The sequence below is a fragment of the Streptomyces sp. NPDC001137 genome, assembly GCF_040298885.1.
Lineage (GTDB): Bacteria > Actinomycetota > Actinomycetes > Streptomycetales > Streptomycetaceae > Streptomyces.
Map to the genome: position 1 here is coordinate 24517 of NZ_JBEPBA010000035.1, position 26940 is coordinate 51456.

At 69.3% G+C, this 26940-nt stretch carries 21 protein-coding genes; 13 read left to right on the plus strand and 8 right to left on the minus strand.

All coding sequences use genetic code 11. From position 1 onward, the window contains the following. Nucleotides 1-30 precede the first annotated feature (30 nt). The 4 genes from ABT254_RS42160 to ABT254_RS42175 are packed head-to-tail and all read right to left on the minus strand — an operon-like array spanning nt 31 to nt 3851. Complete coding sequence (locus ABT254_RS42160) at nt 31-1014, minus strand: MsnO8 family LLM class oxidoreductase (RefSeq protein WP_351482851.1); 984 nt, start codon at nt 1012-1014, stop codon at nt 31-33. Further along, a complete protein-coding gene (locus ABT254_RS42165; RefSeq protein ID WP_351482853.1) occupies nt 1011-1532 on the minus strand; it encodes a hypothetical protein in 522 nt (173 codons plus the stop codon). Before ABT254_RS42165 ends, ABT254_RS42160 begins: the two co-directional genes overlap by 4 nt. Then, nucleotides 1529-2425, minus strand: a complete 897-nt coding sequence (locus tag ABT254_RS42170) for an alpha/beta hydrolase (protein ID WP_351482855.1) — start codon at nt 2423-2425, stop codon at nt 1529-1531. Before ABT254_RS42170 ends, ABT254_RS42165 begins: the two co-directional genes overlap by 4 nt. After that, a complete protein-coding gene (locus ABT254_RS42175) occupies nt 2415-3851 on the minus strand; it encodes an MFS transporter (RefSeq protein WP_351482921.1) in 1437 nt (478 codons plus the stop codon). Before ABT254_RS42175 ends, ABT254_RS42170 begins: the two co-directional genes overlap by 11 nt. Before the next feature lie 202 nt (nt 3852-4053). Here ABT254_RS42175 and ABT254_RS42180 point away from each other — a divergent pair, with 202 nt between their 5' ends. Then, a complete protein-coding gene (locus ABT254_RS42180; protein WP_351482857.1) occupies nt 4054-4935 on the plus strand; it encodes a helix-turn-helix transcriptional regulator in 882 nt (293 codons plus the stop codon). Nucleotides 4936-4988: 53 nt separating this feature from the next. Here the strand turns inward: ABT254_RS42180 and ABT254_RS42185 are convergent, their stop codons facing one another. Together ABT254_RS42185 and ABT254_RS42190 are read right to left on the minus strand one after the other, a co-directional pair. Next, nucleotides 4989-6245 carry an IS701 family transposase gene (locus ABT254_RS42185; protein ID WP_351482859.1) on the minus strand — a complete coding sequence of 419 codons (1257 nt, stop codon included), beginning with the start codon at nt 6243-6245 and terminating at the stop codon, nt 4989-4991. A gap of 823 nt (nt 6246-7068) precedes the next feature. Then, nucleotides 7069-9873 (minus strand): DNRLRE domain-containing protein, encoded by a 2805-nt coding sequence (locus ABT254_RS42190; protein WP_351482861.1) that lies wholly within the window; start codon nt 9871-9873, stop codon nt 7069-7071. Between the two features lie 348 nt (nt 9874-10221). On the opposite strand from ABT254_RS42190, the gene ABT254_RS42195 reads away from it, so the two are divergent. From ABT254_RS42195 to arfA, 6 genes are all read left to right on the plus strand, one after another. Beyond that, complete coding sequence (locus ABT254_RS42195; protein ID WP_351482923.1) at nt 10222-11214, plus strand: LacI family DNA-binding transcriptional regulator; 993 nt, start codon at nt 10222-10224, stop codon at nt 11212-11214. 111 nt (nt 11215-11325) lie between these two features. Further along, entirely contained in the window at nt 11326-14292 is a 2967-nt protein-coding gene (locus tag ABT254_RS42200; RefSeq protein ID WP_351482863.1) for a glycoside hydrolase family 2 TIM barrel-domain containing protein, read from the plus strand. Nucleotides 14293-14359: 67 nt separating this feature from the next. Continuing rightward, nucleotides 14360-15667: an ABC transporter substrate-binding protein gene (locus ABT254_RS42205; RefSeq protein ID WP_351482865.1), complete on the plus strand. Its 1308-nt coding sequence runs from the start codon at nt 14360-14362 to the stop codon at nt 15665-15667. Nucleotides 15668-15767: 100 nt separating this feature from the next. Further along, on the plus strand, nt 15768-16748 hold the full coding sequence (locus ABT254_RS42210; RefSeq protein WP_351482867.1) for a carbohydrate ABC transporter permease: 981 nt from the start codon (nt 15768-15770) through the stop codon (nt 16746-16748). After that, on the plus strand, nt 16745-17623 hold the full coding sequence (locus tag ABT254_RS42215; protein WP_351482869.1) for a carbohydrate ABC transporter permease: 879 nt from the start codon (nt 16745-16747) through the stop codon (nt 17621-17623). The genes ABT254_RS42210 and ABT254_RS42215 overlap by 4 nt, the downstream gene beginning before the upstream one ends. A 47-nt stretch (nt 17624-17670) precedes the next feature. Beyond that, complete coding sequence (gene arfA, locus ABT254_RS42220) at nt 17671-19170, plus strand: arabinosylfuranosidase ArfA (protein WP_351482871.1); 1500 nt, start codon at nt 17671-17673, stop codon at nt 19168-19170. A 373-nt stretch (nt 19171-19543) separates the two neighbouring features. On the opposite strand, the gene ABT254_RS42225 is transcribed toward arfA, so the two are convergent. Further along, nucleotides 19544-20560 (minus strand): sigma-70 family RNA polymerase sigma factor, encoded by a 1017-nt coding sequence (locus ABT254_RS42225; protein WP_351482873.1) that lies wholly within the window; start codon nt 20558-20560, stop codon nt 19544-19546. Between the two features lie 165 nt (nt 20561-20725). On the opposite strand from ABT254_RS42225, the gene ABT254_RS42230 reads away from it, so the two are divergent. From ABT254_RS42230 to ABT254_RS42245, 4 genes are all read left to right on the plus strand, one after another. Further along, nucleotides 20726-21463 (plus strand): SDR family NAD(P)-dependent oxidoreductase, encoded by a 738-nt coding sequence (locus tag ABT254_RS42230; protein ID WP_351482875.1) that lies wholly within the window; start codon nt 20726-20728, stop codon nt 21461-21463. A gap of 79 nt (nt 21464-21542) precedes the next feature. Next, nucleotides 21543-22163: a copper chaperone gene (locus tag ABT254_RS42235; protein ID WP_351482876.1), complete on the plus strand. Its 621-nt coding sequence runs from the start codon at nt 21543-21545 to the stop codon at nt 22161-22163. Between the two features lie 77 nt (nt 22164-22240). Then, entirely contained in the window at nt 22241-23008 is a 768-nt protein-coding gene (locus tag ABT254_RS42240) for a DUF899 domain-containing protein (RefSeq protein WP_351482877.1), read from the plus strand. 108 nt (nt 23009-23116) lie between these two features. Continuing rightward, complete coding sequence (locus ABT254_RS42245; RefSeq protein ID WP_351482878.1) at nt 23117-23803, plus strand: NAD-dependent epimerase/dehydratase family protein; 687 nt, start codon at nt 23117-23119, stop codon at nt 23801-23803. A 380-nt stretch (nt 23804-24183) separates the two neighbouring features. On the opposite strand, the gene ABT254_RS42250 is transcribed toward ABT254_RS42245, so the two are convergent. Then, nucleotides 24184-24567 carry an antibiotic biosynthesis monooxygenase family protein gene (locus ABT254_RS42250; RefSeq protein ID WP_351482879.1) on the minus strand — a complete coding sequence of 128 codons (384 nt, stop codon included), beginning with the start codon at nt 24565-24567 and terminating at the stop codon, nt 24184-24186. A 361-nt stretch (nt 24568-24928) separates the two neighbouring features. On the opposite strand from ABT254_RS42250, the gene ABT254_RS42255 reads away from it, so the two are divergent. Together ABT254_RS42255 and ABT254_RS42260 are read left to right on the plus strand one after the other, a co-directional pair. Next, nucleotides 24929-25879, plus strand: a complete 951-nt coding sequence (locus ABT254_RS42255) for an SDR family NAD(P)-dependent oxidoreductase (RefSeq protein WP_351482880.1) — start codon at nt 24929-24931, stop codon at nt 25877-25879. Nucleotides 25880-26220: 341 nt separating this feature from the next. Next, nucleotides 26221-26913, plus strand: coding sequence for an alpha/beta fold hydrolase (locus ABT254_RS42260; protein WP_351482882.1), 693 nt, complete (start codon nt 26221-26223; stop codon nt 26911-26913). The last annotated feature ends 27 nt before the right edge of the window (nt 26914-26940 follow it).

Sequence of the window (26940 nt, forward strand, 5' to 3'; positions counted from 1 at the left end):
GCCCGTTCAGGGGCGCGGACGACGGCCTGCCTACACCCGCACCGCCCGCGCATCCCCCGCGAACGCCTCAGCAAGCAGCTCATGCGACCGCAACCGGTCCTCCGGCGCACATGTCAGCGTGTTCACCATGATCTCGTCGACACCGTGCTCGGCCGCCAACTCGGTCAACCGCTCCCGTACCTGCTCCGGCGTCCCCCACACCAGGGAACGCCGTCGGACAGCGGCCCGCTCGGCCTCCAGCGAATCCCACCGGTGCTTGCGCGCGTCCTCGGCGCTGGGCAGCGGCAGGTCCTCGCCCAGGTCCTTGCGGGCCCGCCACAGCAGCACGCTCTGGGCCAGCGCCTCGGCCCGTTCCTCACTCTCGGCCGTGACCACGCGTACGGCCAGCACACCCGCGCGGCCCGCCCGGCCGTGCTCGGCGAGCGTCGCCCGGTAGGAGGCGAGGGCCTCACGGGCCGGTCCGGGCACGAGGAAATGCGCGAAGGCGTACCCCGTCCCCAACTCGCCCGCCAGAAGCGCCGAACTCGCCCCGGCACCGAGCAGCCACATCTGCGGCCGTACGGGTGGGACCAGCCCCGTCTCGCCCCCCGCGAGCGGGTCGGCGCCGTCCAGACCCAGCAGCACCCGCACTGCGCGCACCCGCTGCGGATAGTCGTGGGCGGGACCGCCGCTGCGGCCCAGGCCCAGGTCCACCCGGCCGGGGAACACCGACGCCAGCACCGAGAAGACCTCGGCCACCTTCGCCGGCGAGTACCGCGGCAGCAGCACCCCGCCGGTGCCGACCCGCATCCGCCGGGTATGGCCCAGCAGGACGGCGGCGAGGATCTCCGGGGCGCAGCCCGCGAACCCCGGGGAGCCGTGGTGTTCGGCGGTCCAGTAGCGGACGTGTCCCAACTCCTCGGCAGCCTGGGCCAGTTCGACCGATGCTTGCAGCGAGTCGGCCGGTGAGAAGCCCGCGCCGACGGGCGACTGGTCCAGCACAGACAGACGCGGGGCCGGCGCCGCCCCGCTCATCGCGCGCCTCGCGTGATCGCCGGCACGATCCGATAGTCCCGCTGGAAGACCAGGTTGTGCAGGTCACCGGTGGCGATCGCGCGCAGCGTGGGCACTTCGGCCGCCGCCTGCTCGGGCGTGAACACGTTCAGCGGCCAGTCGTGCACGGTCGCGCCCCGCAGATGCGGGTGGTGGAAGCCGCCGCCGTAGTAGGCGAGAAGGGTGATCGGCGCGATCCCGGTCTCCCGCTGCTCGGGCCATGACAGCGTCCAGCTCGCCCCGAGCCCCCGGTCGTGAGTGCGCCGGGTCCCGCTGGCCGTCACCTCGCCGGTACCCAGGAGCAGGGCGGTGTCGAACTCCTCCAGCACCTGGAGGGCGTACGGGTGGAGCAGTTCGACGGCCTGCTCGAAGTGCTGTTCCTTGCCCCGGCGCGACACGGTGTCGCCGCCCTCGCCATGGGTGCCGTCGCGCAGGTCCCCGAAGTGGCGCAGCATGGCCGCGATGTGCGGCAGCCCCGTCTCGGGCCGTGTGGTGGTCATGGTGTCTCCTTCCGTCGTTGCAGTTGCTCGCGCAGCGCCGTGCCGAGCCAGCGCCGCAGCCCCGGGTTCCCCGCACCGGGACCGCCGGCGGCGAGGAAGGCCGCGTGCGGGGTGCCGGGGAAGGTCTTCAGCCGTACGGCGTTGCCCGCCTCACGCAGCCGCCGGGCGTACGCTTTGACGTCATCGCGGACGGGATCGAGCTCGCCGACCGCGATGACGGCCGGGGCCAGCCCGCCCAGCCGCTGTGCCGCCAGGGGGGTGCTGTACAGCGGGATTCCGCCGCGTACGGCGGTTTCCACCCCGCCGCGGTACGTCTCCCAGGCCAGCCGGAGATCCTCCGCCGCGGGGAAGGCGCCCCGCTCGCTGGTGTACGAGGCGGCGGCACAGTCGGGGTCCAGTGGCGGGTAGGCCAGCACCTGGGCGGCGAGCGGCTGGTCGCGGTCGCGGCGGGCGAGGGCCGCGCAGGCGGCGATCGTGCCACCCGCGCTGTCGCCCCCGACCGCCAGCGGCTCGCCGTCCGCAGCCTGTTCCCCGGCCCAGAACAGCGTGGTCAGCACGTCCTCCAGCTGGGCGGGGTGCCGGTAGCCGGGGGCCAGCCGGTAGCCGGTGCTGACCACCGTGCACCCCGAGGTCCTCGCGAGGTCCATGACGGACCCGTGCCAGTGCTCGACCGACCCTGCCCGCCAGCTGCCGCCGTGCGCCCAGACCAGCCAGCCGTACGACCGCGGTCCGGGCCGGTAGATCCGTACCGGTATGCGATGGGTCCCCGCGTCCAGCAGGGCGGGCCGCCACTGCACCTCACCGGACCGCCGACCGTCCGGACGTACTGCCCTGTCCTCGTCCGGAGCGGCCAGGCCGGCGCGGGGTTCGTACCGTCGCGAGTTACTGCGCACTCGACCGCGCACCACGCAGGAACGCGACGCTGGTGAGGGCGCCGAGGACAACGAGGGCGGCGTTGACCGCGATGGCCGTCTTCAGTCCGCCGAGCACGGCCGAGGCTCCCGTGCCGGTCATCGCGGCGGTGGCGATGGCGCTCATGATCGGCGTGCCCATGGTGATGCCGATCTGCTGTGTCATGGTCGCGAGCCCGGTGGCCAGGCCCTGCTCGTGGTCGGCGAGACCGGAAGTAGCGGTGACCATGAAGCCGACGATGACGAGCATGTTGCCCACCCCGCCGGCGAAGGTGGCGACGAGCAGCAGCCACAGCGAGGAGTGAGTGGCGCCCAGGCCGAGCAGGGCGGCCGTGAACACGGTCTGCAGGATGCCGCCGGTGATCAGCGTCTGCTTGCTGCCGATCTTCCCGATGACCTTCGGGGCCACCGAGCCGCCGACGACCGTTCCGATGCCCAGCACACCGAAGGACAGCCCGGCGGCCAGCGGGGAGAAGCCGAGCACCTCCTGGAGGTAGAGGGTCAGCAGGAAGACCAGGGAGGTCTCGGTGAGGAAGGCGATCAGACCGGCGACGTTGCCCCAGGCCACCGAACGCTTGCCGAGCACGCCCAGCGGCACCAGCGGGGCGCTCACCTTGCGCTCGACGGCCCAGAACACGATCAGCAACAGCACGCCGGCCGCCAGCGACAGCAGGGCGCTCGCGGAGCCCCAGCCGTGCTCACCGGCCTGGGTGAGGCCGAAGACGATGGCCAGCAGACCGAGGGTGACGCTGATGGCGCCGGGCACGTCCAGCTTGGGGCGCTCGTCGGGCCGGGACTCCTTGATGACCGTCGGGGCGACGATCAGGACCGCGAGGGCAACGGGCACGTTGATGAAGAACGCCCAGCGCCAGGACAGCAGGTCGGTCAGCAGACCGCCGAGGATCGCGCCAGTGGTGAACCCGGCGGACATCAGAGCCCCGTTGAGACCGAGCGCCTTCTCCCGCAGCGGGCCCTCCGGGAACGAGGTCGTCATGAGCGAGAGGCCGGCCGGGGTCACCGCAGCGGTCGCGAGCCCCTGGAACACACGGGCCGCGATCAGCACCTCCGGGTTCTGCGCCAGACCGCCCACCAGCGAGGCCGCACCCAGCACCACCAGACCGCCGAGGAAGAGCCTGCGGCGGCCGAACAGGTCCGCGACCCGGCCGAACAGCAGGGTGAAGCCCGCCGCGCACAGGGCGAACGCGGTACCGATCCACTGCAGATGCGCCAGCGAGAAGCCCAGGCCCTCACCGATCACCGGCAGAGCCACGTTCAGGATGGAGAAGTCCACGGCCAGCATGAACTGGGCCGCAAGCAGCAGCACCAGCACCAGCCGCAGGCGAGGGGTGAGGACGGCCGGGGCCGTTCCTACGGCCGTACCGGCCGTGTCCGAATCAGTGACGGACATGACGTCGAGTCCCTTTCGTTCGAGCTTCACCGGTGCTTCTGTCGTGCACACCGTCGGGAACGAGACTCGTCTCGGCCCGGGGACCCAGCCAGCACCCTGTCTCGCACAGTCAGCGCAAGGGTGGTCATCACATGACCACCCTTATGGCTCATGGCTGGCCCGGCGGGCGGGCATCATGAAGGGGAGCGAACGGGAGGCATCGATGGACGCTCCGTCCGAACTGGGAGACTTCCTCAGGTCCCGCCGAGCCGCACTGCGCCCGGAGGACGTCGGCATCACACCGCATCCGACCCGCCGCCGGGTCAGCGGGCTGCGCCGCGAGGAGCTGGCCATGCTCGCCGGGGTCAGCATCACCCACTACACCCGTCTCGAGCAGGGCCGTGCCCTCGGCGCCTCGGACTCCGTGCTGGACGCGATCGCGCGCACCCTGCGGCTGACCGCGGACGAGACCGCGCATCTGAAGGACCTGGCCCGCCCCGCCGCCACCGCTGCCCGCCCCACCACACCCCGCGCGGAGCAGGCCAGCCCCTCGGCACGGCAGCTGCTGGCGGCCATGTCGGAGGTGCCGGCGCTGGTCCTGGACCGCCGCAACGATGTGCTGGCCTGGAACCGCCTGGGGCACGCGCTGCTCGCCGCGCATCTCCCCGCGGACAGCCCCGAGACGCCGGGCACCCGGCCCAATGTCACGCGGATGCTGTTCCTGGACGACCGCTACCGCGCCCTGTACACGGACTGGCACGACGAGGCACAGCTCGCGGTCGCCTCGCTGCGGCTGATCGCCGGTCGGCACCCCGACGACCGCCGGCTGACCGAACTGGTCGGCCAACTCACTGTGCAGTGCGACGAGTTCGCCTCCCGTTGGGCCCGTCATCCGGTGCGCACCTGCACCTCGGGGGTGAAGCAGCTGCGTCACCCGGTGGTCGGCACGATGGACCTGAGCTTCGAGAACCTCGTCATCCCCGGCTCGTCCGGCCAGCGCCTGATCGCCTACACGGCCGAACCGGGCTCGCCTTCTGAGGCGGCTCTGCGCCTGCTGGGCAGCGTGGCCGCACCGGAGACCGAGAGCACATCCGCGGCGGTGTGAGGCCAGATCTTGCTGACCGGCCGGGAGGGCATCGCCTCCCGGCCGGTGCCCTTTCAGGCGCCGCGCTGCCCGGCCAGATACGGCAGGGACGGATACCCGGAGTCCGCCAGGCGCAGATAAGCGTACGCCGCCGACGCCATGGTCATGTGATGGTGCCAGGCGGGAAAGGAACGCCCGGCGAAGTCCAGCAGCTCGTAGCGACCGTCCATGCAGTCCGCCGTGACCGTGGAACTGACATACAGGCGGGTCAGCTCGAGAAGCTCATCCAAGCGGTGGTTGGTGAGGTTGGTGAACCAGATCCGAGAGCCCGGCCGTCCGTCCGCGGCGAGCTCGGTGAACAGCCTGTACGGCCGCTGATCACCCCCACCCTGCTGCGGCCTTCGAACAGGCTGCCGCATCAGGGTGGACAGGATCTGGGCCTGCCGGAACCTCCCGTCGGAACCCGTGACGGCTGCGGTGTGCCGGCTCCAGGTACGCCGCACGTCCGGACCGATGCGACGGTCGCCGGCCACGAGCCTGGTCCCTGGGCGGGGGCCATGGTGTGGAGTGCTCTGCAAACGGTGGTGCAGGCGTTGATCCGTCGCCTTGCCCTCGCGAGCGGACACCAGCCGGGGATTGACAGCAACGATGAAGTCGCGCCCCGTGCCGCCCAGAAGGGCCGTCAGCTCCACTAGGTCGGTTGCGTCGCTCATGTCGGCCACCACCGGCACGTCCGGTGAACAGGTGCTGCCGACATGGTCGGCCAGCAGGTCCACCATGTGCCTCCACTGCGGACGGAAACTCTCCGTCTCGGGTATGCGGGCACGCCGGCGCAGTCCGGGGTCGTCAGTCCATTGCCGTGGAAGCACGAGTCGCCAGTCGACAGGAAAATTGGCCCCCGGGCAGGACAGGAAGAGGCCAACTGCAAGCTGGCAATTGACGGTTCGCCCGCAAGAGACGTCGAATCGCTGGGCCACACCCACGGACTGATCGCCGCGCTTGGGCAGGATGACGGGCGTGAGGGTCAAGGCCCGCACTGATGACCGCTCCTCTATCCACCGTGTCAGAGCGTCACGAGCCTGCCCCCACTCCCAGGGACTGCTGTTGATGAACTGCTGCAGCGAGTACCAGACTGTGGGCGAGCCGGACACGGACTCCGCCACCCGCCGCATCGACTTCCTGCCGTCGGTGAGCAGCAGCCCTTTGAGGTAAGTCTGGGCCCATCGGCGCTGCTCGGCTCGTGGCAGGTACCCGAAGACCCGCTTCGCGAAGGTGTCAACGGACTGAGCACCCGGTCCTGCCAGGCCCTGCTGTGCGGGCGATAAATGCATGGCCGGCGTTCCCCCTTCACGCTTCCAGTCAGATTCAGTTGATCAGCGAACCACCTTCCTGCACGCCATCGCTGTGATGTGCGCCTCAGAGAGAGATAATTGTAGGTTAAAGGTTCATGACGCTCCGTGACACCCTTGGCGTCCAGTCATGGGGACGAGCCTGCGCCGCCCCAGAGGCGCAACCACCACGATCATCCGCCCAACGCCCTGCGCGGCTACCCCCTCGGATGGCCCCGGGCCGCCACCTCACCGACTCCGCTCCGCGCTTCCGGGCTGCCCCGAAGATCACTCATGGAGCAACCCGCGTCCAACCAGCGTCCAGAATTCAGCGCCAACCTCTCGAACACACCACCCGCGGGGCCTTGCCGCGGCGCCAGACGAACACATCAGCACAGGTCAGAGCCATTCGAACAAACGCCACCAGCCACAGAGTTGAACTCACGAGCAGCGGATTCAGCCCCCACAGCTCAAAGTCCTGAATCCGCACCCCTGATGAGACGTTTCCGCAGGTCACAGGGGTGCATGGTGGGGCGGGTGGGACTCGAACCCACGGCCGACGGATTATGAGTCCGTCGGGGCAGCATGGCTATCAAGCGGGTCCGGGGCGCGGAGGACGTGCACCGGGTGCGGTCCGGGCAGGATCGCCAGTCCGCCTCGGCGAACGCGGCCTGTGAGTACCACTGGACCCAGGCGTGCCACCGGCGCGGGTGCGGTGGTGGACAACAGCGCTTTGTCAGACATGCGGTGGCTGCATCAGCCGTCGACGGCCGAACTGGACGGCTGAGGCCGGTCCGTCCCCGTGGAACGGACCGGGCTCAACTGGCTACGGGGTCACGGTCACCCCTGGCGCCATCTCGGCGGTCCCGTTGGTGAGCTTTCCGGAGCCGGTGGCGCCTTCGGAGCTGACGAAGCGCAGTTCGTGGTTGGTGCCTCCCGCGTTGCAGACGGCGAGCAGGAGCGTGGACTGGTTGGCCGCGTAGGCGTTCTGGACGAAGGAGGTGATGTCGACGGTGATGTCGCGGCCGTCGATGGCGTTGCCCTGGTGGGTCCCGCCGCCCTCGGGGACGATGGTCGAACCGAGGGTGAAGGTGGCCGACTTCGCGACGGAGGAGCTCGTGGCGGTGAAGCTCGGCCGGTTCTGCCAGGTCATGGTGTTGATGGGGCAGGACGTGCCGCCGCCGGTGCAGGTGGTGTCGCTGACGGGCTGTACGAGGAGCTGGTCGGTGTCGGTCGACGGAACCGTCGAATAGCGGTGGCCGACGTAGGTGAGATGGAGTGTCGCCTGGGTCGGTGCCTTGGTGAGGCTGCTGATGGGGAACTGGATGTAGGAGAGCTTTCCGTCCCCGGATCCTGTGGTGTACTGCTCGCCCATCAGTCCGGTCCCGGTGTTGCGGGTGATGAGGGTCAGGTCCGAGGAGTTGTTCTTGGTCTGGTCGCCTGTCCACGCGCCCACCCAGGTGTCACCGTTGGTGAGGGCGCCGGCCTTGACGTTCTGGGTCTGGCCGTTGGCGTCGGTGTAGGTGGTGGTCAGCGTGCCGATACCGCTCGTCGTCAGCGGGAGCTGGCTGCTGTATTCGACGAGCTGGCCGGCGACGCGGATGTTGTTCAGCGTCACGTTCGTGGCGCCGTTCAGCGAGCTGCTCGTGTTCTGCTGAGAGAACCACACGTTGTCGAGTTTGAAGGTGCCGATCGGCGCCCTGGTGTACGTGTACGCGGCGCCCGAGCCGTCGGGGTTGGGGGCGTACCCGTAGGTCGCCTGCTGGTCGGCGGTGATGGTCTGGGTGGATCCGTTGCCGCCGTTGAGCCCGATCGGTCCCTTGGTGAACCGGGAGGTGTCGATCGAGCTGTTCTTCACCACGATGCTCTGGATGCGCGGGTACGGGTTGGGGCTGTTGTGCGTGAAGATGCCGCCGGCCGCCGGCGACACGGAGTTGAAGTTGTCGAACGTGTAGTTGGTGAGCCGGTATCCGTACGAACTCCATCCGAGCCGGATCGCGTTGCCGGCAGCGACGGACCAGTTCAGCGTGTTGCTGACCGAGATGTTCTTCGAGTCCTCGTTGTCCCAGTGGTAGTTGTTGAACCCGAGATCGTCGGCGACGGTGTCGTGGGCGGCAACCGCGTTGACGTAGCCCTGGACGTCGGCGCTGGAGGTGCCGAGCTGGAAGTTGTTCCACACGCCGGAGGCCAGCGGGGTGAATCCGTCGCTGGGGTTGTAGTGGCCGGAGGCGAACGCGTCGTCGTTGCCGAGGGTGAAGACGCCGTTGGCGGTGATGTCCTGGCCGCTCGCGAAGTCCGTCCCGTCGATCCATGGCTGGCGGTACGGGGTGAGGGCCTTGATGTTGTTGAACGTCACGCGGTTGGCGCTGTGGGTCTCGTAGTTCCACTGCTTCGCGTTGCGCTCGTAGGTGTCGTTGAACGTGATGTCCGAGGAGTGCATGACCATGACGCCGCCCTGGTGCTGGCTGCGGTAGGCGTCGTGCAGATCACCGCTGCTGGAGGCGTTGTAGTTCGCCACGCCGTTGCCGTCGAAGACACCGCGGCCGTCGATTTCGATGTCGTTCGAGTTGATGATCCCGATCGCCGGCTCGAACGCCTCCATGTACGCCTGGACGCGGTTCTTCAGCAGGGCCCCTTCGTCGGTGTAGATCTTCAGCTTGCCGCCCTTGAGCTTGCTGCCGTCCAGACCGTTGACCAGGAGACCGGACCACACGTACGTGCCGTTCGGGAAGTAGAGCGTGTTGAGCGCCGTGGGGTTGGCCTTGATGGTGTTGAGGGCGGCCTGCAGGGCGTACGTGACGTCGCCCGCGGCCATCGCCCGCACCTTCGGGTAGCGCACATTGACGCTGCTCGCGCTCACCAGGCTCCCGGCCGAGCTCTGCTGACCGGCGGGTATGGCGGTGCCGTCGACGGTCTTGCCGGCCATGGAGCTCGTCGCCGCGGCGGGCGCCTTCTGGGCCGCGCTGTTGGGGTGCGCTGCGAGGTACTTCGCGGCGAACTCCTGGAAGTTGAGGACACCGGTCTGCAGGTTGACGCCGGAACCGTCCGCGGCGCTCGTGGTGTTCGGACGCTGGGCCGGGTCCTCCAGAGGGTCGTTGACGACCGCCAGGTAGGGCTGTCCCGTGGCGTTGGTCGAGTCGCCGTTGACCATCACGATCGCCTGGTTCAACCCGGCGGCGGCTGACATCTGGAACGTCAGGGTGTGCTTGTCCGCGCTCACCGAGACGCTGCTGGAGGGGTAGTAGCGCGCCGGGTAGATGTTCACCGTGTCGATCGTGGTGCTGGGCAGCGTGACCGTGATGGTCGGTGTCCGGGAGTCCGACGCGAAGCGCGCGATGTCGAAGTTGTGGCCGTTCTCGGTGTACTGGACAGCCTGGACGGGCGTGCCGGCGACCTGCACCTGGTACTTGGTGGACGCCACGTCCGGGGAGGTCGTCGTACCGCCTCCCACTCCCGTCGGTGCGTACGTGTGCACGGTGGTGGCGGCGTGTGCGGGGACGACGGCGGTGAGCATGAGGCTCGCCGCCGTGATGGTGGCGCCGGCAGCGGCCGCGATGAAGCGCTTCACGCGCGAACTGCGTCGCGCCGGGACGGGGTTCGGGTCGGCGTCGCCGCCGGCCGGTCTGATCATGCCTGTCTCTCCTCCGGACGAGACCTTTCCAGGTCTGTTGAGGCGCTCACCGCCTGCTGGAGACGGGGGCGGAGCATTCGCGAGGGGTCAGGGTGACAACAGCACCACGTTGACCGATCCATGGGATCCAGCGTGGCGGGGACGTTACTGCCGCATTTCCGGAACCGTCAATGCTCCGCGCACGTCGAGTAGCGAAAAGAATCATGACCTGCGCCTGGCGCCCTCGCCCTGCTCCGTAACGGCTGGATCACTGCCATGACGCAAAGTCTTGCCCTGCCGCGACAGCCGTCCTACAGTGACGCCACTTTCGTGGATCGATAAATGTTTCGGGGAGACTACGTGGTGACAATGGCGGACGTGGCCGCGAGGGCGGGCGTCACCAAACAGACCGTCTCCAACGTGGTCTCGGGCAAGAAGGTGCGGCCGGAGACCCTGGCGAAGGTGAACAAGGCGATCGCCGAACTCGGCTACAAGCCGAACCTGGTGGCGCGCTCACTGCGCACCGGCAGCACGTCGACAGTGGGGCTGTTCGTGCCGTCGGTGGCCAACGCGTTCTATTCGGAGGTGGTCGAGGAGGTGGAGAACCTCCTGGTCGGCCACGGATACAACCTGCTGCTCGCCACGACGCGCGACGATCCCGACTACACCCGGGCCCACCTGGAGAACCTCACCGCGCGCTCGGTGGACGCACTGCTGGTCGCCGGCGACAACGGCGTCGAACAGCAGCTGCCGATGCTCGCCGCGGCCAACTTCCCGGTCGCGCTGTTCGCCTGGGAGGGCGACCCGCCGACCACACTCCCGGTGGTGTCCATCGACTACCAGCACGCCGGGTTCCTGGCCGGGTCCCACCTGCATGATCTCGGCCACCGGAACGTCGCTGTGGTCGCCGACCTCCCCGCGCACACACCGCGCGTCGAGGGGTTGCGCCGGGCGTTCGGCGCCGACGGGCTGGACGACCACAAGGTGTTCGCCTGCACCAGCGACGACGCCGCCGGCGGTTTCGCCGCGGCCTGCGCGGCGCTGGAGGCGGATCCGGAGCTGACGGCGATCTTCGCCACCCACGACATCCTGGCCGTCGGTGCCATAGAAGCGGTGGTCCGGTCGGGGCGGCGTATCCCCGACGACGTCAGCGTCGTGGGCTTCGACGACATCGCCCAAGTCGGGCGGATCCGACCGGCACTGACCACGGTCACCTTTCCCAAACGCGAGATGGCCCAGCAGGCCGTCGAACTGCTGCTGCGAGCCGTCGACTCGGGCCGGCCGCCGACCAATGTCGTATCGCTGCTGCGCCCGACCCTGACCGTCCGGGACAGCAGTGGCCCCGCCCGGCGCGACCGCTGAGCGCCTGGCGCCGCCTGACCTGCCACGGCACACCCCCATGAGCCGCCGGCGCAGTCCTTCCATGCCGTTTCCCGCCATGACGGGGCATTTTGAGAGGAAACACCTTTACTGATGAACGCCCTCGACCCCAATGCCTACGTCGAAGACCGGTCGCCGGGCACCGGACGGCTGCGGCCACGCGCCGCGTTCTCCTCCGACCTGCCCACGATCGCGCTCGACGGCGACTGGAGATTCCGGCTGGCGTCGGGGCTGGACGACCTCACCGGGGACTTCGCCGCGCCGGACTTCGACGACACCGCCTGGGACCTACTCGCCGTGCCGTCCTGCTGGCAGATGACCGGCCTACCCGGCGAGCCGCGCTACGGTGCCCCGGCCTACACCAACATCCTGTACCCGTTCCCGGTCGACCCGCCGCGGGTGCCCCGGGAGAACCCGACCGGTGAATACCGCCACGAGTTCGACGTCCCGGACGGGTTCCCGGCATCGGCCGCGGTGCTCCGGTTCGAGGGCGTCGACTCCGCGTTCGCGGTGTGGCTCAACGGAATCCGGCTCGGCGACGGCAAGGGCAGCCGCCTGACCACCGAGTTCGACGTCTCCGCCGCGCTGCGGCCCGGTCGTAACGTACTCGCCGTCCGCGTGCACCAGTGGTCGTCCGGCAGCTACCTGGAAGACCAGGACATGTGGTGGCTGTCCGGGATCTTCCGGTCGGTGACCGTGGCCGCCCGCGGTGTCGAGGACTTCTTCGTCCACACCGCCTACGACCACACCACCGGGCAGGGCACCCTGGCCGTCGACGTAACTGCCCCCACCCGGGTGTCCCTGTCGGTGCCCGAACTCGGCATCTCCGCCGCCGATCCGGCCGGCCCGCACGTGATCGACGGCATCGAGCCCTGGTCGGACGAGCAGCCGCGCCTGTACACGGGCGAACTGGTCTCCGAAGCCGGGGAGCGGATACCACTGCGCATCGGCTTCCGCACCGTGGCCGTCGTGGACGGCGTCCTGACCGTCAACGGCAGGCCGATCTCGCTGCGGGGCGTCAACCGCCACGAATGGCATCCGCTCACGGGGCGGACTCTGACCAAGGACACCATGGTGACCGACGTGCTGCTCATGAAGCAGCACAACATCAACGCGGTGCGCACCAGCCACTACCCGCCCGACCACCGTTTCCTGGATCTGTGCGACGAGCACGGTCTGTGGGTGTTCTGCGAGGGCGACCTCGAGACGCACGGCTTCGAACCCGGCGGCTGGCGGCGCAACCCCAGCGACGACCCCGCGTGGCGCGAGGCCTACCTGGACCGGGCCGAGCGACTGGTGGAGCGCGACAAGAACCACCCCTCGGTCATCGTCTGGTCGCTGGGCAACGAGTCCGGCACCGGAGCCAACCTGGCCGCCACTGCCAAGTGGATCCGGCAGCGCGACGACAGCCGCCTGATCCATTACGAGGGCGACTTCGCGAGCTGCGCGTACGTCGACCTGTACTCCCGCATGTACATCGGCGTGGACGAACTGGCCGCCGTGGGACGCGGCCAGGAGGCACCGACGGCCGATCCGGCCGACGACGCACACCGCCGCGCCCTGCCGGCCGTGCTGTGCGAGTACGGACACGCCATGGGCACCGGACCCGGCGGGCTGTCCGAGTACCAGCAGGTCATCGAGGCCCATCCGCGCCTTGCCGGTGGATTCATCTGGGAGTGGATCGACCACGGGATCACCCGGCTCACCGGCCAGGAGGACCCCCACACGTTCTACGCTTACGGCGGCGACTTCGGCGAGGAGGTCCACGACGGCAATTTCGTCGCCGACGGACTGCTCTTCCCCGACCGCACGCCGTCACCGGGCCTGGTCGAGTACAAGAAGGTCATCGAACCGGTCCGGATCCACATCGACCCGGCCACTGGGCAGATCAGCGTGCACAACCTGCACCAAGTGCGCGACAGCGGCTACCTGGACTTCCGGTGGACCGTCGAGGACGGCGGCGAGCCGGTGGGCTTTGGCGGCCTGACCGTGCCCGCGACCGCTGCGGGCGCGACGACGACCGTCGACTGGCCCGCCGACGTCACCGCCGCGCTCGATGCGGCGCGCAAGAACGACTCCGGCCACGAGGTGTGGCTGACCGTGACCGCGGTGCTCGCCGCCGACGAGACCTGGGCCGCGGCCGGTCACGAGATCGCCTGGGCCCAGGGGCTGGTCATGGCTCCGGCCGCCTCGCCCGTCCCCTTCACGCCGGCGCCGGCGATCGCCCATGACGGGTACATCGCACTGGGCCCCGCGCGGTTCGACGCCCGCACGGGGGTGCTGACACAGCTCGGCGACCTGGAGCTCGACGGTCCGAGGCTGGACATCTGGCGGGCCCCGATCGACAACGACCTGCTCAGCGCCTTCGGCGAGGCGCAGATCGGCGCTTGGCTCGCCGCCGGACTGCACCGGATGCGCCACGACGTCCTGGGCGTCGAGCCCGACGCACAAGGGCTCACGGTCACCGCCCGGCTCGCCGCCGCCGGATCCTCCTCCGCGCTCGGCGTCGTCTACCGCTGGACTGCCTGCGACGGACCGGACGCGGGCCAGGCCCGGCTCCGGCTGGAATGCGCCGTCACCCCTGACGGCGCGTGGTCGGTGCCGCTGCCCCGGCTGGGGATCGCGATGTCGCTGCCCGGCACCGACGCCGAGGTCGAGTGGTTCGGCCTCGGTCCCGGTGAGGCGTACCGCGACTCCCGTACCGCCGCTCGCACCGGCCGCCACCGGTCGACTGTCTCGGCGATGCAGACCCCCTATGTCCGCCCGCAGGAGAACGGCAACCGCCACCAAGTCCGCCGCACCCGGCTCACCACCGCGGACGGCACCCTGCTCATCACGGGCGACCCGGTCATCGACCTGACCGTACGTCCTTGGAGCACCGCGGCCCTGGCCGCCGCGGCCCACCAGCACGACCTGGCCGGCGACGGCCGACTCCATCTCCACCTCGACCACGCGCACCACGGCCTCGGCAGCGCGGCCTGCGGCCCGGGCCCGTCGGCAGCGGACGTCCTGGCCGCGGTCCCGACGGTGTTCAGCGTGGAGTTCAGCACCGGTCGGTAGGCGGGCCTGGCCGCCCGCCCACCGACAGTCCAGCAAGTCAGTCCCCATCACGAAGGGTTTCTCTCACATGGACAGCACCACCATACGCAGCCGCAGACTCCTGGCGCTCGCCACCGCGACCGCCATCACGTTCGGCGTCGGCGCATGCAGCAGCGACAAGAAGGACTCCGCCGGGGAATCGGGCCACAGCAGACCGGTGAACATGGAGTTCTGGGGCTGGGCCGGCTACGAGAAGATCGTCGACCAGTGGAACGCCTCCCACCCGAACACCAAGATCACCTTCAAGAAGATCCCGTCGGGCCCCAAGGGCGGCTACACCCAGATCAGCAACGCGCTCACCGCCGGCAAGGGCCCGTGTCTGGCCCAGATCGAGTACCAGAACATCCCGTCGATGCTCGTGAAGAACTCCGTCATGGACATCACGCAGTACGCGAGCGACGGCATGGACAAGTACATCCCGTCGGCCGTCTCAGCCTCCAGCGTCGGCGGCAAGATCTACGGGGTTCCGGTGGACGTCGGCCCGATGGTCCTCTTCTACCGCAAAGACCTGTTCGCCAAGTACGGCATCAGCAAGCCGCCGGCCACCTGGGCCGAGTACAAGGCCGACGCCGAGAAGGTCACCGCCGCCGACCCCGGCGTGAAGTTCGGCACCATGCTCGGCGACGCCGGCAGTTTGGCGTCCTTCACCTTGCAGACCGGTCAGTCCTGGTACTCGACCAAGGGGGACAGCTGGACCGTCAGCATCGACAACCCCGGCACCCGCAAGGTCGCCTCCTACTGGCAGGACCTCAAGGACAAGGGCCTGGTGGCGAAGACCGGCAGCGCCTGGGACCCGCAGTTCAACAAGGCCTCCGAAGCCGGCAAGGTGCTGACGTTCGTCGGCGCGGCCTGGGCCGCCGGCGGTCTGAAGTCGGACCTGCAGAACCTGTCCGGCAAGTGGAGGGTCGCCCCGATGCCGACCTGGGGGGCCGGGGACGGCAAGAGCGCCAGCAGCGGCGGCTCGGCCACCTCGGTGATGACCGGGTGCAAGACGCCCAAGGAAGCAGTGCAGTTCGCCGATTTCCTGTCCAGTGACCCGCAGGCCGTGAAGTCGGGCATCGAAGGCGGGCTGTACCCGGCGTCGAAGGCCGGACAGGAAGACCCGTCGCTCACGGGGGGTGACCCGTACTTCGGCGGCCAGAAGGTCGGTGACGTGTACAAGGCCTCCGCCGCGCAGGTGCCCAGCACCTGGACCAACGGCCCGACCTTCCAGCAGGTCGAGACGGACTTCACCGGTGCCATCGGTAAGGGCACCCTGCCGGACGCGGTCACCACGGTCCAGGCCTCGACGGTCGCAGCGATCAAGAAGCTCGGACTGTCGGTGACCAACGGCTGAGGCAGCGGAACTCCGTCCGCCCCGAAGGATTCCCGCGGCCGTCCGTGTCCGGCGCCGCGGGAACCCGCTCTCTGACGACGAACCGCCCAGCGAGGTTTCCATGAGCAGTCCCAGCAGCACCCGGACCGCGTCACCGCCGCGACCGGCGCCCGCGGCCACTCGCCGCGTCTCCCCCGCCGGTCGGCCGCGGCGCACCGGCCGCCGCAGCGCGCTCACCGCGTCGGGTTTCCTGGCGCCGTTCGCGGTGCTCTTCCTTTCCATGATGGTCGCGCCGATCTGTTACGCGATCTACCAGAGCTTCTTCACCGTCCATCGCGCGGGGCTGTTCGGCGGTGCGCAGTCCACGGAGTTCGCGGGACTGTCCAACTACGCCGACGCCTTCAAAGACCATGACTTCATCGCGTCGATCGTCCGGGTCGTGCTGCTGGGCTGCGTCCAGGTCCCGGTCATGCTCAGCCTGGCCCTCCTGCTCGCGCTCCTGCTGGACTCCCGCTCGGCCCGGCTGCGGAAGACCTACCGGCTCACCTTCTTCCTGCCCTACGCATTGCCGGGTGCGATCGCCGCGGTGATGTGGTCCTTCCTGCTGGTGAAAGACCTCTCGCCGTTCACCGGACCGCTGTCCCACCTCGGGATCCACACCGACTTCCTGTCGCCGTCGTGGGTTCCGGTCTCGATCGGGAACATGATCACGTGGGGCTGGACCGGCTACAACATGCTGATCATCTACTCCGCGCTGCAGACGATCCCGGCCGAGGTGATGGAGGCCGCCGCGCTCGACGGCTGCACTGGTTGGCGCCTGGCGTGGGCGGTGAAGATCCCGCTGGTGCGTCCCGCGCTGGTGCTGACCACGGTCTTCTCCATCATCGGAACAGCGCAGATGTACACCGAGCCGGCGGTGCTGGTCGGCGCGCGCATCCCGGGCGTCGACCCGAAGTTCACCCCGATCATGAACACGACCCTGGGCATGGACGTGGGCGGCCAGAACCTGGCCGCCGCCGAGTCCGTCGTGCTCGCGCTGATCACCCTCGTGCTCTCGTTCGGATTCCTCAAGTACAACCAGCGCAAGGGAGCGATGGCATGAGCGTGCTCCGGGCCGACCGACCGACCCGACCGCCCCGCCGCGGCACCGACGTCGCGAGCAAGGCCGTCGTCAACGGCGTGCTGGGCCTGATGGCCCTGTACACGCTGATCCCGCTGTGGTGGCTGTTCGTCTCTTCGACCAAGGCCTCGGGCTACCTCTACACCGGTACGCCGCTGTGGTTCTCCCACTTCGGCCTGGTCACCAACATCAAGAACGTGTTCAGCTTCCAGAACGGCATCTTCTCCACCTGGCTCGCCAACAGCGCGCTGTACAGCCTCGTCGGCGCCGCCGTCGGCACCCTGCTGTCCGCGATGGCCGGCTACGCGCTGTCCAAGTTCACCTTCCGCGGCCGCGAGAGTGTGTTCAACGTCATCCTCGCCTCGGTACTCATCCCGGCGCCGATGTTCGCCCTGCCGTTGTTCCTGCTCATGGCGAAGCTGGACATCACCGACTCCTATTGGTCGGTGCTGCTGCCCAGCTGTGTCAGCCCGTTCGGCGTCTACCTGTGCCGGATCTTCGCCGGGTCGTCCGTCCCGGACGAACTCCTCGAGGCCGCACGGATCGACGGAGCAGGCGAACAGCGCACCTTCTTCCGGATCGCCCTGCCGCTGATGTCCCCGGCGCTGGTGACCGTCTTCCTGTTCCAGTTCGTCGCCATCTGGAACAACTACCTGCTGCCCTCGCTCATGCTCAACACCCCCTCACTGCAACCCGTCACGGTGGGCCTGGTGCAGTGGCGCTCGGAGTTCGCCAACGGAGTGCCGCCACTGCTGCCGATCACCGGTGCGTTCCTGTCGCTGATCCCGCTGCTCGTCGCCTTCGTCAGCCTCCAGCGGTTCTGGCGCAGGGGCCTGACCGCAGGTGCCGTCAAGTAGCGCGTTCGCCGCCCCACGCTCACCCTGACCCGCAAAGGACCACCGCATTGCCCCGCGCACACGTCATTCTCGACAAGCTGGCCGTCATCGCTCCTGTCCGGCGCCGCACCTTCGGCTCGTTCGTCGAACACCTCGGCCGCTGCGTATACACCGGGCTCTACGAGCCGGAACACCCGACCGCGAACGACGACGGGTTCCGTATGGACGTCGTCGAACTGGTCAGGGAGCTGGGCACCAGGACCGTCCGCTACCCGGGCGGCAACTTCGTGTCCGGCTTCCGCTGGGAGGACTCGGTCGGCCCGCGCGAGAAGCGCCCGGTCCGCCGCGACCTCGCCTGGCACTCGCTGGAGTCGAACCAGGTCGGCCTGGACGAGTTCGCCCGCTGGCTCAAGCTCACCGACTCCGAGATGATGCTCGCGGTGAACCTCGGCACGCGGGGCATCCTGCCCGCCCTGGACCTGCTCGAGTACGCCAACCACCCCTCCGGTACGGCGCTGTCGGACCTGCGGGTCGCCAACGGCACACCGGAGCCGCACAACGTGCGCATGTGGTGCCTCGGCAACGAGATGGACGGGCCCTGGCAGACCGGCTTCATGACGGCCGACGACTACGGCAAGCTCGCCGCCCGTACCGCCGGCGCGATGAAGATGGCCGACAAGGACCTCGAACTGGTGGTCTGCGGCTCCTCCAACTCCGGGATGCCGACCTTCGGCGACTGGGAGCGCACGGTGCTCGAACACGCCTACGACCACGTCGACTACGTCTCCTGCCACGCCTACTACCAGGAGCACGACGGCGACCTCGGCTCCTTCCTCGCCTCGGCGACCGACATGGACTACTTCATCGACACCGTCGTCGCGACCGCCGACCATGTGGGCTACAAGAGACGCTCCAACAAGAAGATCAACATCTCGTTCGACGAGTGGAACGTCTGGTACCAGAAGGAGCACGAGGAGTCCGACGAGGTCAACGACGAGTGGCGGCACGCCCCCCGGCAGCTGGAGGACGTCTACTCGGTGGCGGACGCCGTCATCGTCGGCAATCTGCTGATGACGCTGCTCAAGCACAGCGACCGCGTCGCCTCGGCGTCGCTCGCGCAACTGGTCAACGTGATCGCGCCGATCATGACCGAGCCCGGCGGCCCGGCCTGGCGGCAGACGACCTTCTACCCGTTCTCGATCACCAGCCGGCTCGCCGCCGGTGAGGTGATCCGGCCCGTTGTCGAGGCGCCGACCTACACGACCGCACGCCATGGCGAGGCGTCTGTAGTCGACGCCATCGCGACCGTCGACGAGGACCGGGCCGCACTCTTCCTCGTCAACCGCGAGCTCACGCAAGCCACTCAGGTCACCGTCGATGTGCGCGGCCTCGGCTCCTCGCGGATTCTGGAGGCGGTCACACTCGCCGACAAGGATGCGTACGCGAAGAACACACTCACGGAGCAGAACCGCGTGACCCCGCACGCGAACCCGAGCGCGATCCTGTCCGACGGCCTGCTCAGCATCGAGCTGCCGCCGGTGTCGTGGACCGCGATCGCGCTGGGCTGAGTACCGCGACGCCATGACGGCGGTTGGGCGTGGAAGATGACTGCTCGCCGTCCGTGTCCGGACTGAGCTTCCAACCGCCGTAATCCCAGCCATTGAAGATCTCCAGCCGCCCGGCGGGCGCGCCCGCGGCCACGGGCTGCCCGCCGGATCCGAGGTCTACGCCGAGATGCTGGAGTACCTCGCCGACGGGCAACGACGGCTCGGCGACGAGGGCGAGGCGTACAAGAAGGCGATCACCGAACGCTACCGTCCCACAGCGGTCCGTTCCTGATCGACAGAAAGCACCGCGGGCGATCGATGCCGTGCGGGCCGAAGCAGGCGAGCCGGCAACGGTCCACCGACTCCGTCGGCGGACCGTCACGAAACTTCGAGGCTAGTCGCGGAGCGTTCGGGGCAGTCCGAACATGGGGAAGAGGCCGTTGTCACCGAAGCGGGTGATGGCGGAGATCCGGTCGCCCTCCAGCGAGAGCACCACCAGCCCGTAGGCACGCGCGATCGGGCTGGTGGGATCGCGCAGGTAGGAGCCGAACGCCGGCTGGCCGTTCGCCCGCGCGGGCACCAGCCGGAGCGCTTTGCCGCCCCACCAGGGCAGGGTCTCGTAGAACCGGGCGATGGCCACGCGTCCCTGGTACTCGAGGGGCTCGGGCGGCATCGTCAGCCAGGCGTCATCGGTCAGCAGGGCGACCAGCCCGTCGACGTCGGAGCTCTCCATCGCGTCCACGAACCGGCCGACGAGCTCGCGTTCACGCGGTGAGCGCGGCAGGGGCGCCCGGTCGCGGTCGCGCGCGGGCAACTGGCTGTCCAGGGCCGTGCGCGCCCGCTGCAGGGCGCTGTTCACCGAGACGCCGCTGCTGTCGAGCAGGTCGGCCACCTCCGCCGTGCGGAAACCGAGCACGTCGCGCAGCACCAGCACCGCGCGCTGCCGCGGCGGCAGACGCTGGAGTCCTGCCACGAAGGCCAGGGCCAGCGACTCCCTGGACTCGTAGCGGGCGTCCGGTCCCGGTGCCGTGTCCGGCAGGTCCTCCAGCAGGGTGTCCGGGTAGGGCTCGAACCAGAGCGGTTCGGAGCGGCGCGTCGGCTCGGGTACGTCGACCGGGGGGCCGGCCGGCGGCTGCTGGGGGCGGGGGCGGCGGGCCGTGTCGCGCAGCGCGTTCAGACAGCGGTTGGTCGCGATGCGGTACAGCCAGGCGCGCACCGAGGCCCGCGCCTGGAATCCCCCGAGCCCGCGCCAGGCGGCAAGCAGGGTCTCCTGGACCATGTCCTCCGCGTCCTGCACGGAGCCGAGCATCCGGTAGCAGTGCACCTGGAGCTCCCGCCGGTAGGGCTCGGTGAGCTCTCGGAACGCCTCCCCGTCACCCGCCCGCGCCCGTACCAGGGTCGATTCGATCACCACGACATCCTCGCTTCGCCTCGTCGGCTCGTCCTCCCGATAAGGACACCGTCCGGGCCGAAAAGTCATCGGTGACTTCCTCGATGCGGCCGTGTCTCAACAAGCGACCGCATTTCACACCGGCTTCCACACCGCATTTCACGAGGAACAAAGGAGATCGCCACCATGACGAACATCACGGGCCGTGCAGTACTGATCACTGGAGGCAACCGCGGCATCGGCCGGGAGCTGGTCGAGGAGGCCCTGAGGAGGGACGCGGCGCGGGTGTACGTCGGTACGCGCGTGCCGCTGGACCACCCGGACGAGCGGGTCACTCCCCTGACGCTGGACGTGACCGACGCGGACCAGTTGCGCCGGGCCGCCGAGGAGGTCGCATCCCACGGCGTCCTCGACGTGCTCGTCAACAACGCCGGCATCGCGCACTACGACGACCTGAGCGACCGCTCCGTCCTCGAGCGGCACCTCGCCGTCAATCTCTTCGGCACCTATGAGGTGACGGGGGCGTTCCTCCCGCTGCTGCTTCGCTCGCGGGGCGCGATCGTCAACAACCTGTCGGTGAACGGTCTCGCCCCGTTGCCGCTGATTCCGGCCTACTCGGTGTCGAAGGCGGCCGCGTTCTCCCTGACGCAGTCGCTGCGCGCCCTGCTGGCCGGACGCGGTGTGAGCGTACATGCCGTGCTGACCGGCCCCGTGGACACCGACATGTCCCGGGGCATCGACGTACCGAAGGCGTCCGCGGAGTCCGTCGCGCGGGCCGTCTTCGACGGGGTGGAGAAGGACGAGGAGGACATCTTCCCCGATCCTCTCGCGGAGTCTCTGGCCGAGGGCTGGCGCGGCGGTGTGGTGAAGGCCCTGGAGCTGCAACTGGCGGAACTCTCGGCGGCGCAACGTGCCAAGTCCTGAGCTGCGGAACCCGGTTGGCGCAGATGCCGACGCCACGGCGAGGACCAGGACGCCCGCGGCGGCGGCCACGCTGACGGCGATGCTCGGGCTCACCGCCGTGTCCTGGGCCGTCGCGGTCCGGCAGATGAGCGGGGCGATGGACATGGGGGTTGCGACCCGGCTCGGTTCCTTCGGCTCCTTCGCCGCCCTGTGGGTTGCGATGATGGCGGCGATGATGCTGCCGGGCGCCACACCGGCGGTTCTGCGCTACGCCCACGCCCGCGGTGGTCGCGGATTGACCGCCGTGCCGTTGTTCGTCGGGGCGTATCTCGCCGTCTGGGCCCTCGTCGGCTTCGCCGGGTACGCCGTGTACCGGCCGCACGGATCGTTCACCGCCGGCGTGGTGGTGATCGCGGCAGGCGCCTACGAACTCACCCCGCTCAAGCGGCACCTCCGGCGGCGCTGCCACGAGGGCGTCCGCTCCGGGCTCGCGTTCGGGCTCTCCTGCGTCGGCTCGTGCATCGGGCTGACGCTGATGCTGCTCGCGCTGGGCGTCATGAGCCTCACCTGGATGTCCCTGATCGCCGTCCTCGTCCTCGCGCAGAAGCTGCTGCCCGCGAGAGCCGCCCTCGATGTGCCGTCGGGGCTGGCGATCGTCGGACTCGGACTCCTGATCCTCGCCGCACCCTCGTCCGTTCCCGGTCTCATGCCCTCGATATGAGACGTCATCGACGGCGCGGACCGCACACATCCGATGAACAAGAAGAAGCGAGAAGAAGCACAAGAAAGCGAGAGACCATGACCGACCACAAGACGGGAACCCGTGAGGAGTGGCTCGCGGCCAGGCTGGACCTGCTCGAAGCCGAGAAGGAGCTGACCCGGCGTGGCGACGAACTGGCGCGGCGGCGGCAGGAACTGCCGTGGGTCCGTGTCGACAAGGAGTACCGCTTCGAGACCGAAGAGGGCCCGGCGTCCCTTGACGACCTCTTCGCCGGGCGCTCCCAACTCCTCGTCTACCACTTCATGTTCGGGCCCGAGTACAAGGCGGGATGCCGGTCCTGCTCGGCGATCGCGGACGGTTTCGACGGCTCCGTCGTCCACCTCGCGCATCACGACGTCACGCTCTGCGCGGTGTCGCGGGCGCCGCTTGCGAAACTGCAGGCGTACAAGCAGCGGATGGGCTGGAATTTCCCCTGGGCGTCGTCGTACGGCAGCGACTTCAACTACGACTTCGGGGTGGCCCACACCGAGGAGGAGTGGCGCGCGGGAGCCGTCACGTACAACTACCGTGAGAACAGGGACTTCCGGCTGCCCTCCGGCGAACTGGGCGCCCAGCTCGCCGAGTTCGCGTCGAGCGTGGGAACGGACTGGGACACCTACCGGCGAGAGGGACCGGGCCTGAGCGCGTTCGCGCGCGAGGACGGGGTGGTCTACCACACCTACTCGGCGTACGAGCGCGGCGTCGACGGCCTGTGGGGCATGTACCAGTGGCTCGACCGCGCCCCGCTCGGCCGCAACGAGACCGGCATGTGGTGGCGCCGTCACGACGAGTACGGCGGCAAGTGACACCTGTCGACGCCAATCACTGCCGATTTTCCGAGCCCGAGCCGATTTCCCGAGCCCGATGGCGCGCGAGCGCCGGGCCGCGGCTTGGCACCTTCACGGAGGAACACCATGACCATCCGCAACGCCCTCGTCATCGGCGCCGGCAGCGGCGTGGGACGCGCCACCGCCGATGCCCTCACCGCCGCCGGAGTCGACGTCCTGGCCACCGGCCACGAGCGGGACGCCACGGATCCCGCGCAGGTCGCCGCGCTCCTCGACGAGGCCGACCCGGATCTCGTCGTGGTCACCGCGGGGACGCGTCCGCGGATGGCGCCCATCGGGGAGCAGAGCTGGGAGTCGTTCTCGGCGCCGTGGAACGTCGACGTCAAGATCGCCTTCGAGGTGGGCCGGGCCGCACTGGCACGCCCGCTGCGTGCGGACTCGACGGTGGTGATCGTGTCGAGTGGGGCGGGGCTTGGCGGCTCGCCGCTGTCGGGCGGCTATGCGGGCGCCAAGCGGACGCAGATGTTCCTGGCCGCCTACCTTCAGTCCGCCTCCGACGCCCGCGGACTCGGCATCCGGTTCATCGCCCTGGTCCCGCGCCAGTTGCTGGTGGGCACCACGATCGGTGAGGCCGCGGCCGCCGCGTACGGTGCCGAGAGCGGCCAGTCGGCGGAGGCCTATCTGAAGGAGCACTACCCGGTGCCGCTCGACGCAGCCGGGGTCGCCCGTGCCGTCCTCGGGATCGCCTTCGGCGAGGACCACCGCCAACAGACGCTGGTGGCCGTAACTGGCAAGGGGCTTGAGGCCCTCTGACCCCCTCCTCGCAAGGGCCGGCTGGTCCCTGGCCACCAGTCGGTCGGATCCTGGCAGCAGGACGGGCCGCTTTGACTGCGGGACAGGCCGGTCCTGGCCGCGAGACAGGCCGCGCTGCCCGTGGGACAGGCTGATTCGACCGCGGGACGGGCGCCCCCGCCCCTCAGTCCGTTTCCGCGGGGACCGACTCCAGGAGCCGCCGCACTGCGGGCCCCGGAGAGCTCGGCAGGACGGCGAGGGCGGTGATCACCACCGGTCCGGCGGGTGGCCGTACGGCTACCCGCTGGACCCGGACGGCCTCCGCGGTCGCGCGATAGAGCACCGTCCAGGAAGGCGTGGGGGGCGTGCACGTCGAGCAGCCCGGGCAGCCCGAGCCGCTTTCAGAACCTGCGGGCCTCGTCCGCTTCGCTGCCTTCGGTCATGCGCCGCCCCGCTCGAAGCCGTGGCTGTGCTCGACCTTGGCTATGTGCGTACCGCTCGTACCAGTGCTCCCGCCCGTACGCCTTGGCGGCCCGGTGCTCGGCGTGGTTGCGCCATTCCTCGATCCCGGCCAGATCCCGGAAGTAGGCGACGGTGACAGAGAGCCCGCCGGGCGTGCGGGCGGAGTCCTCGCCGAGGAACCCGGGAACCTCCTTCACCAACTCGCCCATGCGCTGGGCGGTCTCGCCGTATCCGCCGTCCGCCTCGGTGCGCAGGGAGGTGAAGACGACGGCGTAGTAGGGCGGCTCATGAGCCGCGACAGGTACAACGCGTTGATCGCTCATGTCGTTCACGATCGTCCCGGTCCCGACCCCTCGTCCACCCTCCTTGCCGAAAGGGATCCACAAGGGATCCAACTCTTGACCCTTCAGCACCGCTCTGCGTCGCTGCCTGGTCACGATCAAGCAGTGTGACTGCGCGCCCGAGTTGACCAACTGAGTGCTTCAGCCGGCCGCACTCGCTCTCAGTTCCGCGCCGGTCGTGGGCGTAGCGGTCTTTGTGCTCTCTGCAGTTATCCGGAGGGGTGTCGGAAATCTGTCGGTGGTGAGCGTGATCTGTCGGCGGTGTGTCGGTGGAGGTTGCGACCTTGGGCGGGTTGGTGCTCTCCACGAGCACGCTGCCCCGGAGCGCAAGGAGCCTGTCATCGTGTCATCCGCATCCCAGAGCCGACCGTGGGACGTTCAGCGGCTGCCGTCCGCCGAGGGCAGGACCTTCCTGGTCACCGGGGGTAACGCCGGGATCGGCTACTTCGCCGCAGAGCAGCTCGCCGCCACCGGCGCCGTCGTCATACTCGGCAGCCGGAACAGCGCGAAGGCCGACACCGCCATGGCTTCGATCCGCTCGCGTGTCCCCGGCGCGCATGTGCGGCACCTTCAACTGGACCTCGCCGACCTGTCGTCCCTGAAGACCGCCGTAGACAGGCTCGACGTCGATCATCTCGACGCAGTGGTCCACAACGCAGGGGTCGCGCTCGACGACCCGCCGCGCCGAGAGACCAAGGACGGCCACGAGCTGATGTTCGGCACCAACCACCTCGGCCACTTCGCGCTGACCCAGTGGCTGGCCCCCCTGCTGTCCGCGGCACCGGCGGGCCGCATCGTGACGGTGGGAAGCTTCGCGGCGCGGTCCGAGCGACTGGACCTCGACGATCTGCAGTCGGCCCAGGACTACCGGCCCAAGCGCGCCTACGGCCGATCGAAGCTGGCGCAGATGTGCTTTGGCTTCGAACTCGATCGCCGCCTGCGTGCCATGGGCAGCACGGTGCTCAGTGTGGTGGCCCACCCCGGCGGCGCACTGGACGCCCTCACCCCGTCCCGCCCGCCGGTAAGCGTGACAACCCCCAGCGAGCGGCTGCGCGCCTTGCCCTCCGCGCTCTTGGTGCAGGGCAAGGACGCCGGAGCATGGCCCGTTGTCCGTGCCGTACTCGACCTGGAGGTGCAGGGAGGGCAGCTGTGGGGGCCGAGAGCCTTCGGCCTGCGTGGCATACCGAGGCGTGAGCCCGTCCCCTCTCATATGGCCGCCCCAGCCGTCGCCGCTCGTCTGTGGGCCGTCAGCGGCGAGCTGGTCGGCGCCGATCCGCACCTCGGCTTTCGGTAGGCGCGCAGCCGCGCCCAGGGCGGCCATGCGGTGGCCGACTGTGTCGCGGAAGCGGCGCACGGTCGTGCGGTCAAGGTTCAGACGGCGGGCGATGGCGCTGATGGTGCAGCGTTTCTGCAGCAGGCGATGGATGTCCGTAGCGGTTCCGGGTGCGTTCGATGAAGTTGCGCCATCTTGCTTGAAGTAGCCGGTCAAGGAGTTGGTGTGGCGTCGGCAGGACGCTCGGACTGGTCGTGGGCGGATGTCCAACGTGTAGATCTTTTGGCAGTGGTGGCGTCGAGGTTCGTCAGGACGAGCAGGACTCGCGCGAACTGCTCATGCCGTGAAGGAATCAGCGTCATGTGGGCATCGTTCATGCCTGCATGGCGACCTTCGTTCTAGTTCCCGGCGGCTGGCGCGGCGGCTGGTATTTCTCCGGCTTGGCCGACCGGCTGCGCGCCGCCGGACACCGGGCGCTGACCGTTACACCCACTGGTGTCGGCGACCGCGCCCACCTGAACTCTGCCAACGTCAATCTCGACACCCACATCGACGACGTGCTCGCCGTACTCGCCACCGAGGAGGTCAGCGACGCCGTTCTCGTCGGGCACAGTTACGGCGGCATGGTGATCAGCGGTGCCGCCGACCGCGCCCCTTCCGGCGTGGTGCGCCGCCTGGTCTACTGCGACGCCTACGTACCCGAGGACGGCCAGTCCTGTTGGGACCTGACCACAGATGCCTACCGCAGCCTGTTCCTCGAGAACGCGGCGGCGGACGGATACGCGGTCCAGTCGCCGTCCGGCAGCGATCCGCGCGTGACCGCACATCCACTGGCCTCTTTCCTCCAGCGGATCCGGCTGGACACGGGCGGCCTGCGTGAGGTCAAGACCCGGGATTACGTGTATCTGTCCGGGTGGGACGGCACGCCCTTCACCACCGTCCGCGACCAGCTGGCCAACGATCCAACCTGGCGCGTCCACACCCTGCACAGCGGCCACGACGTCTGCAGGGATGCCCCGCAGGAGTTCTTGGAGATCCTTCTGCTGGGCGAATAGCCAGGACGCGGTGCGCGGACGTCCAGC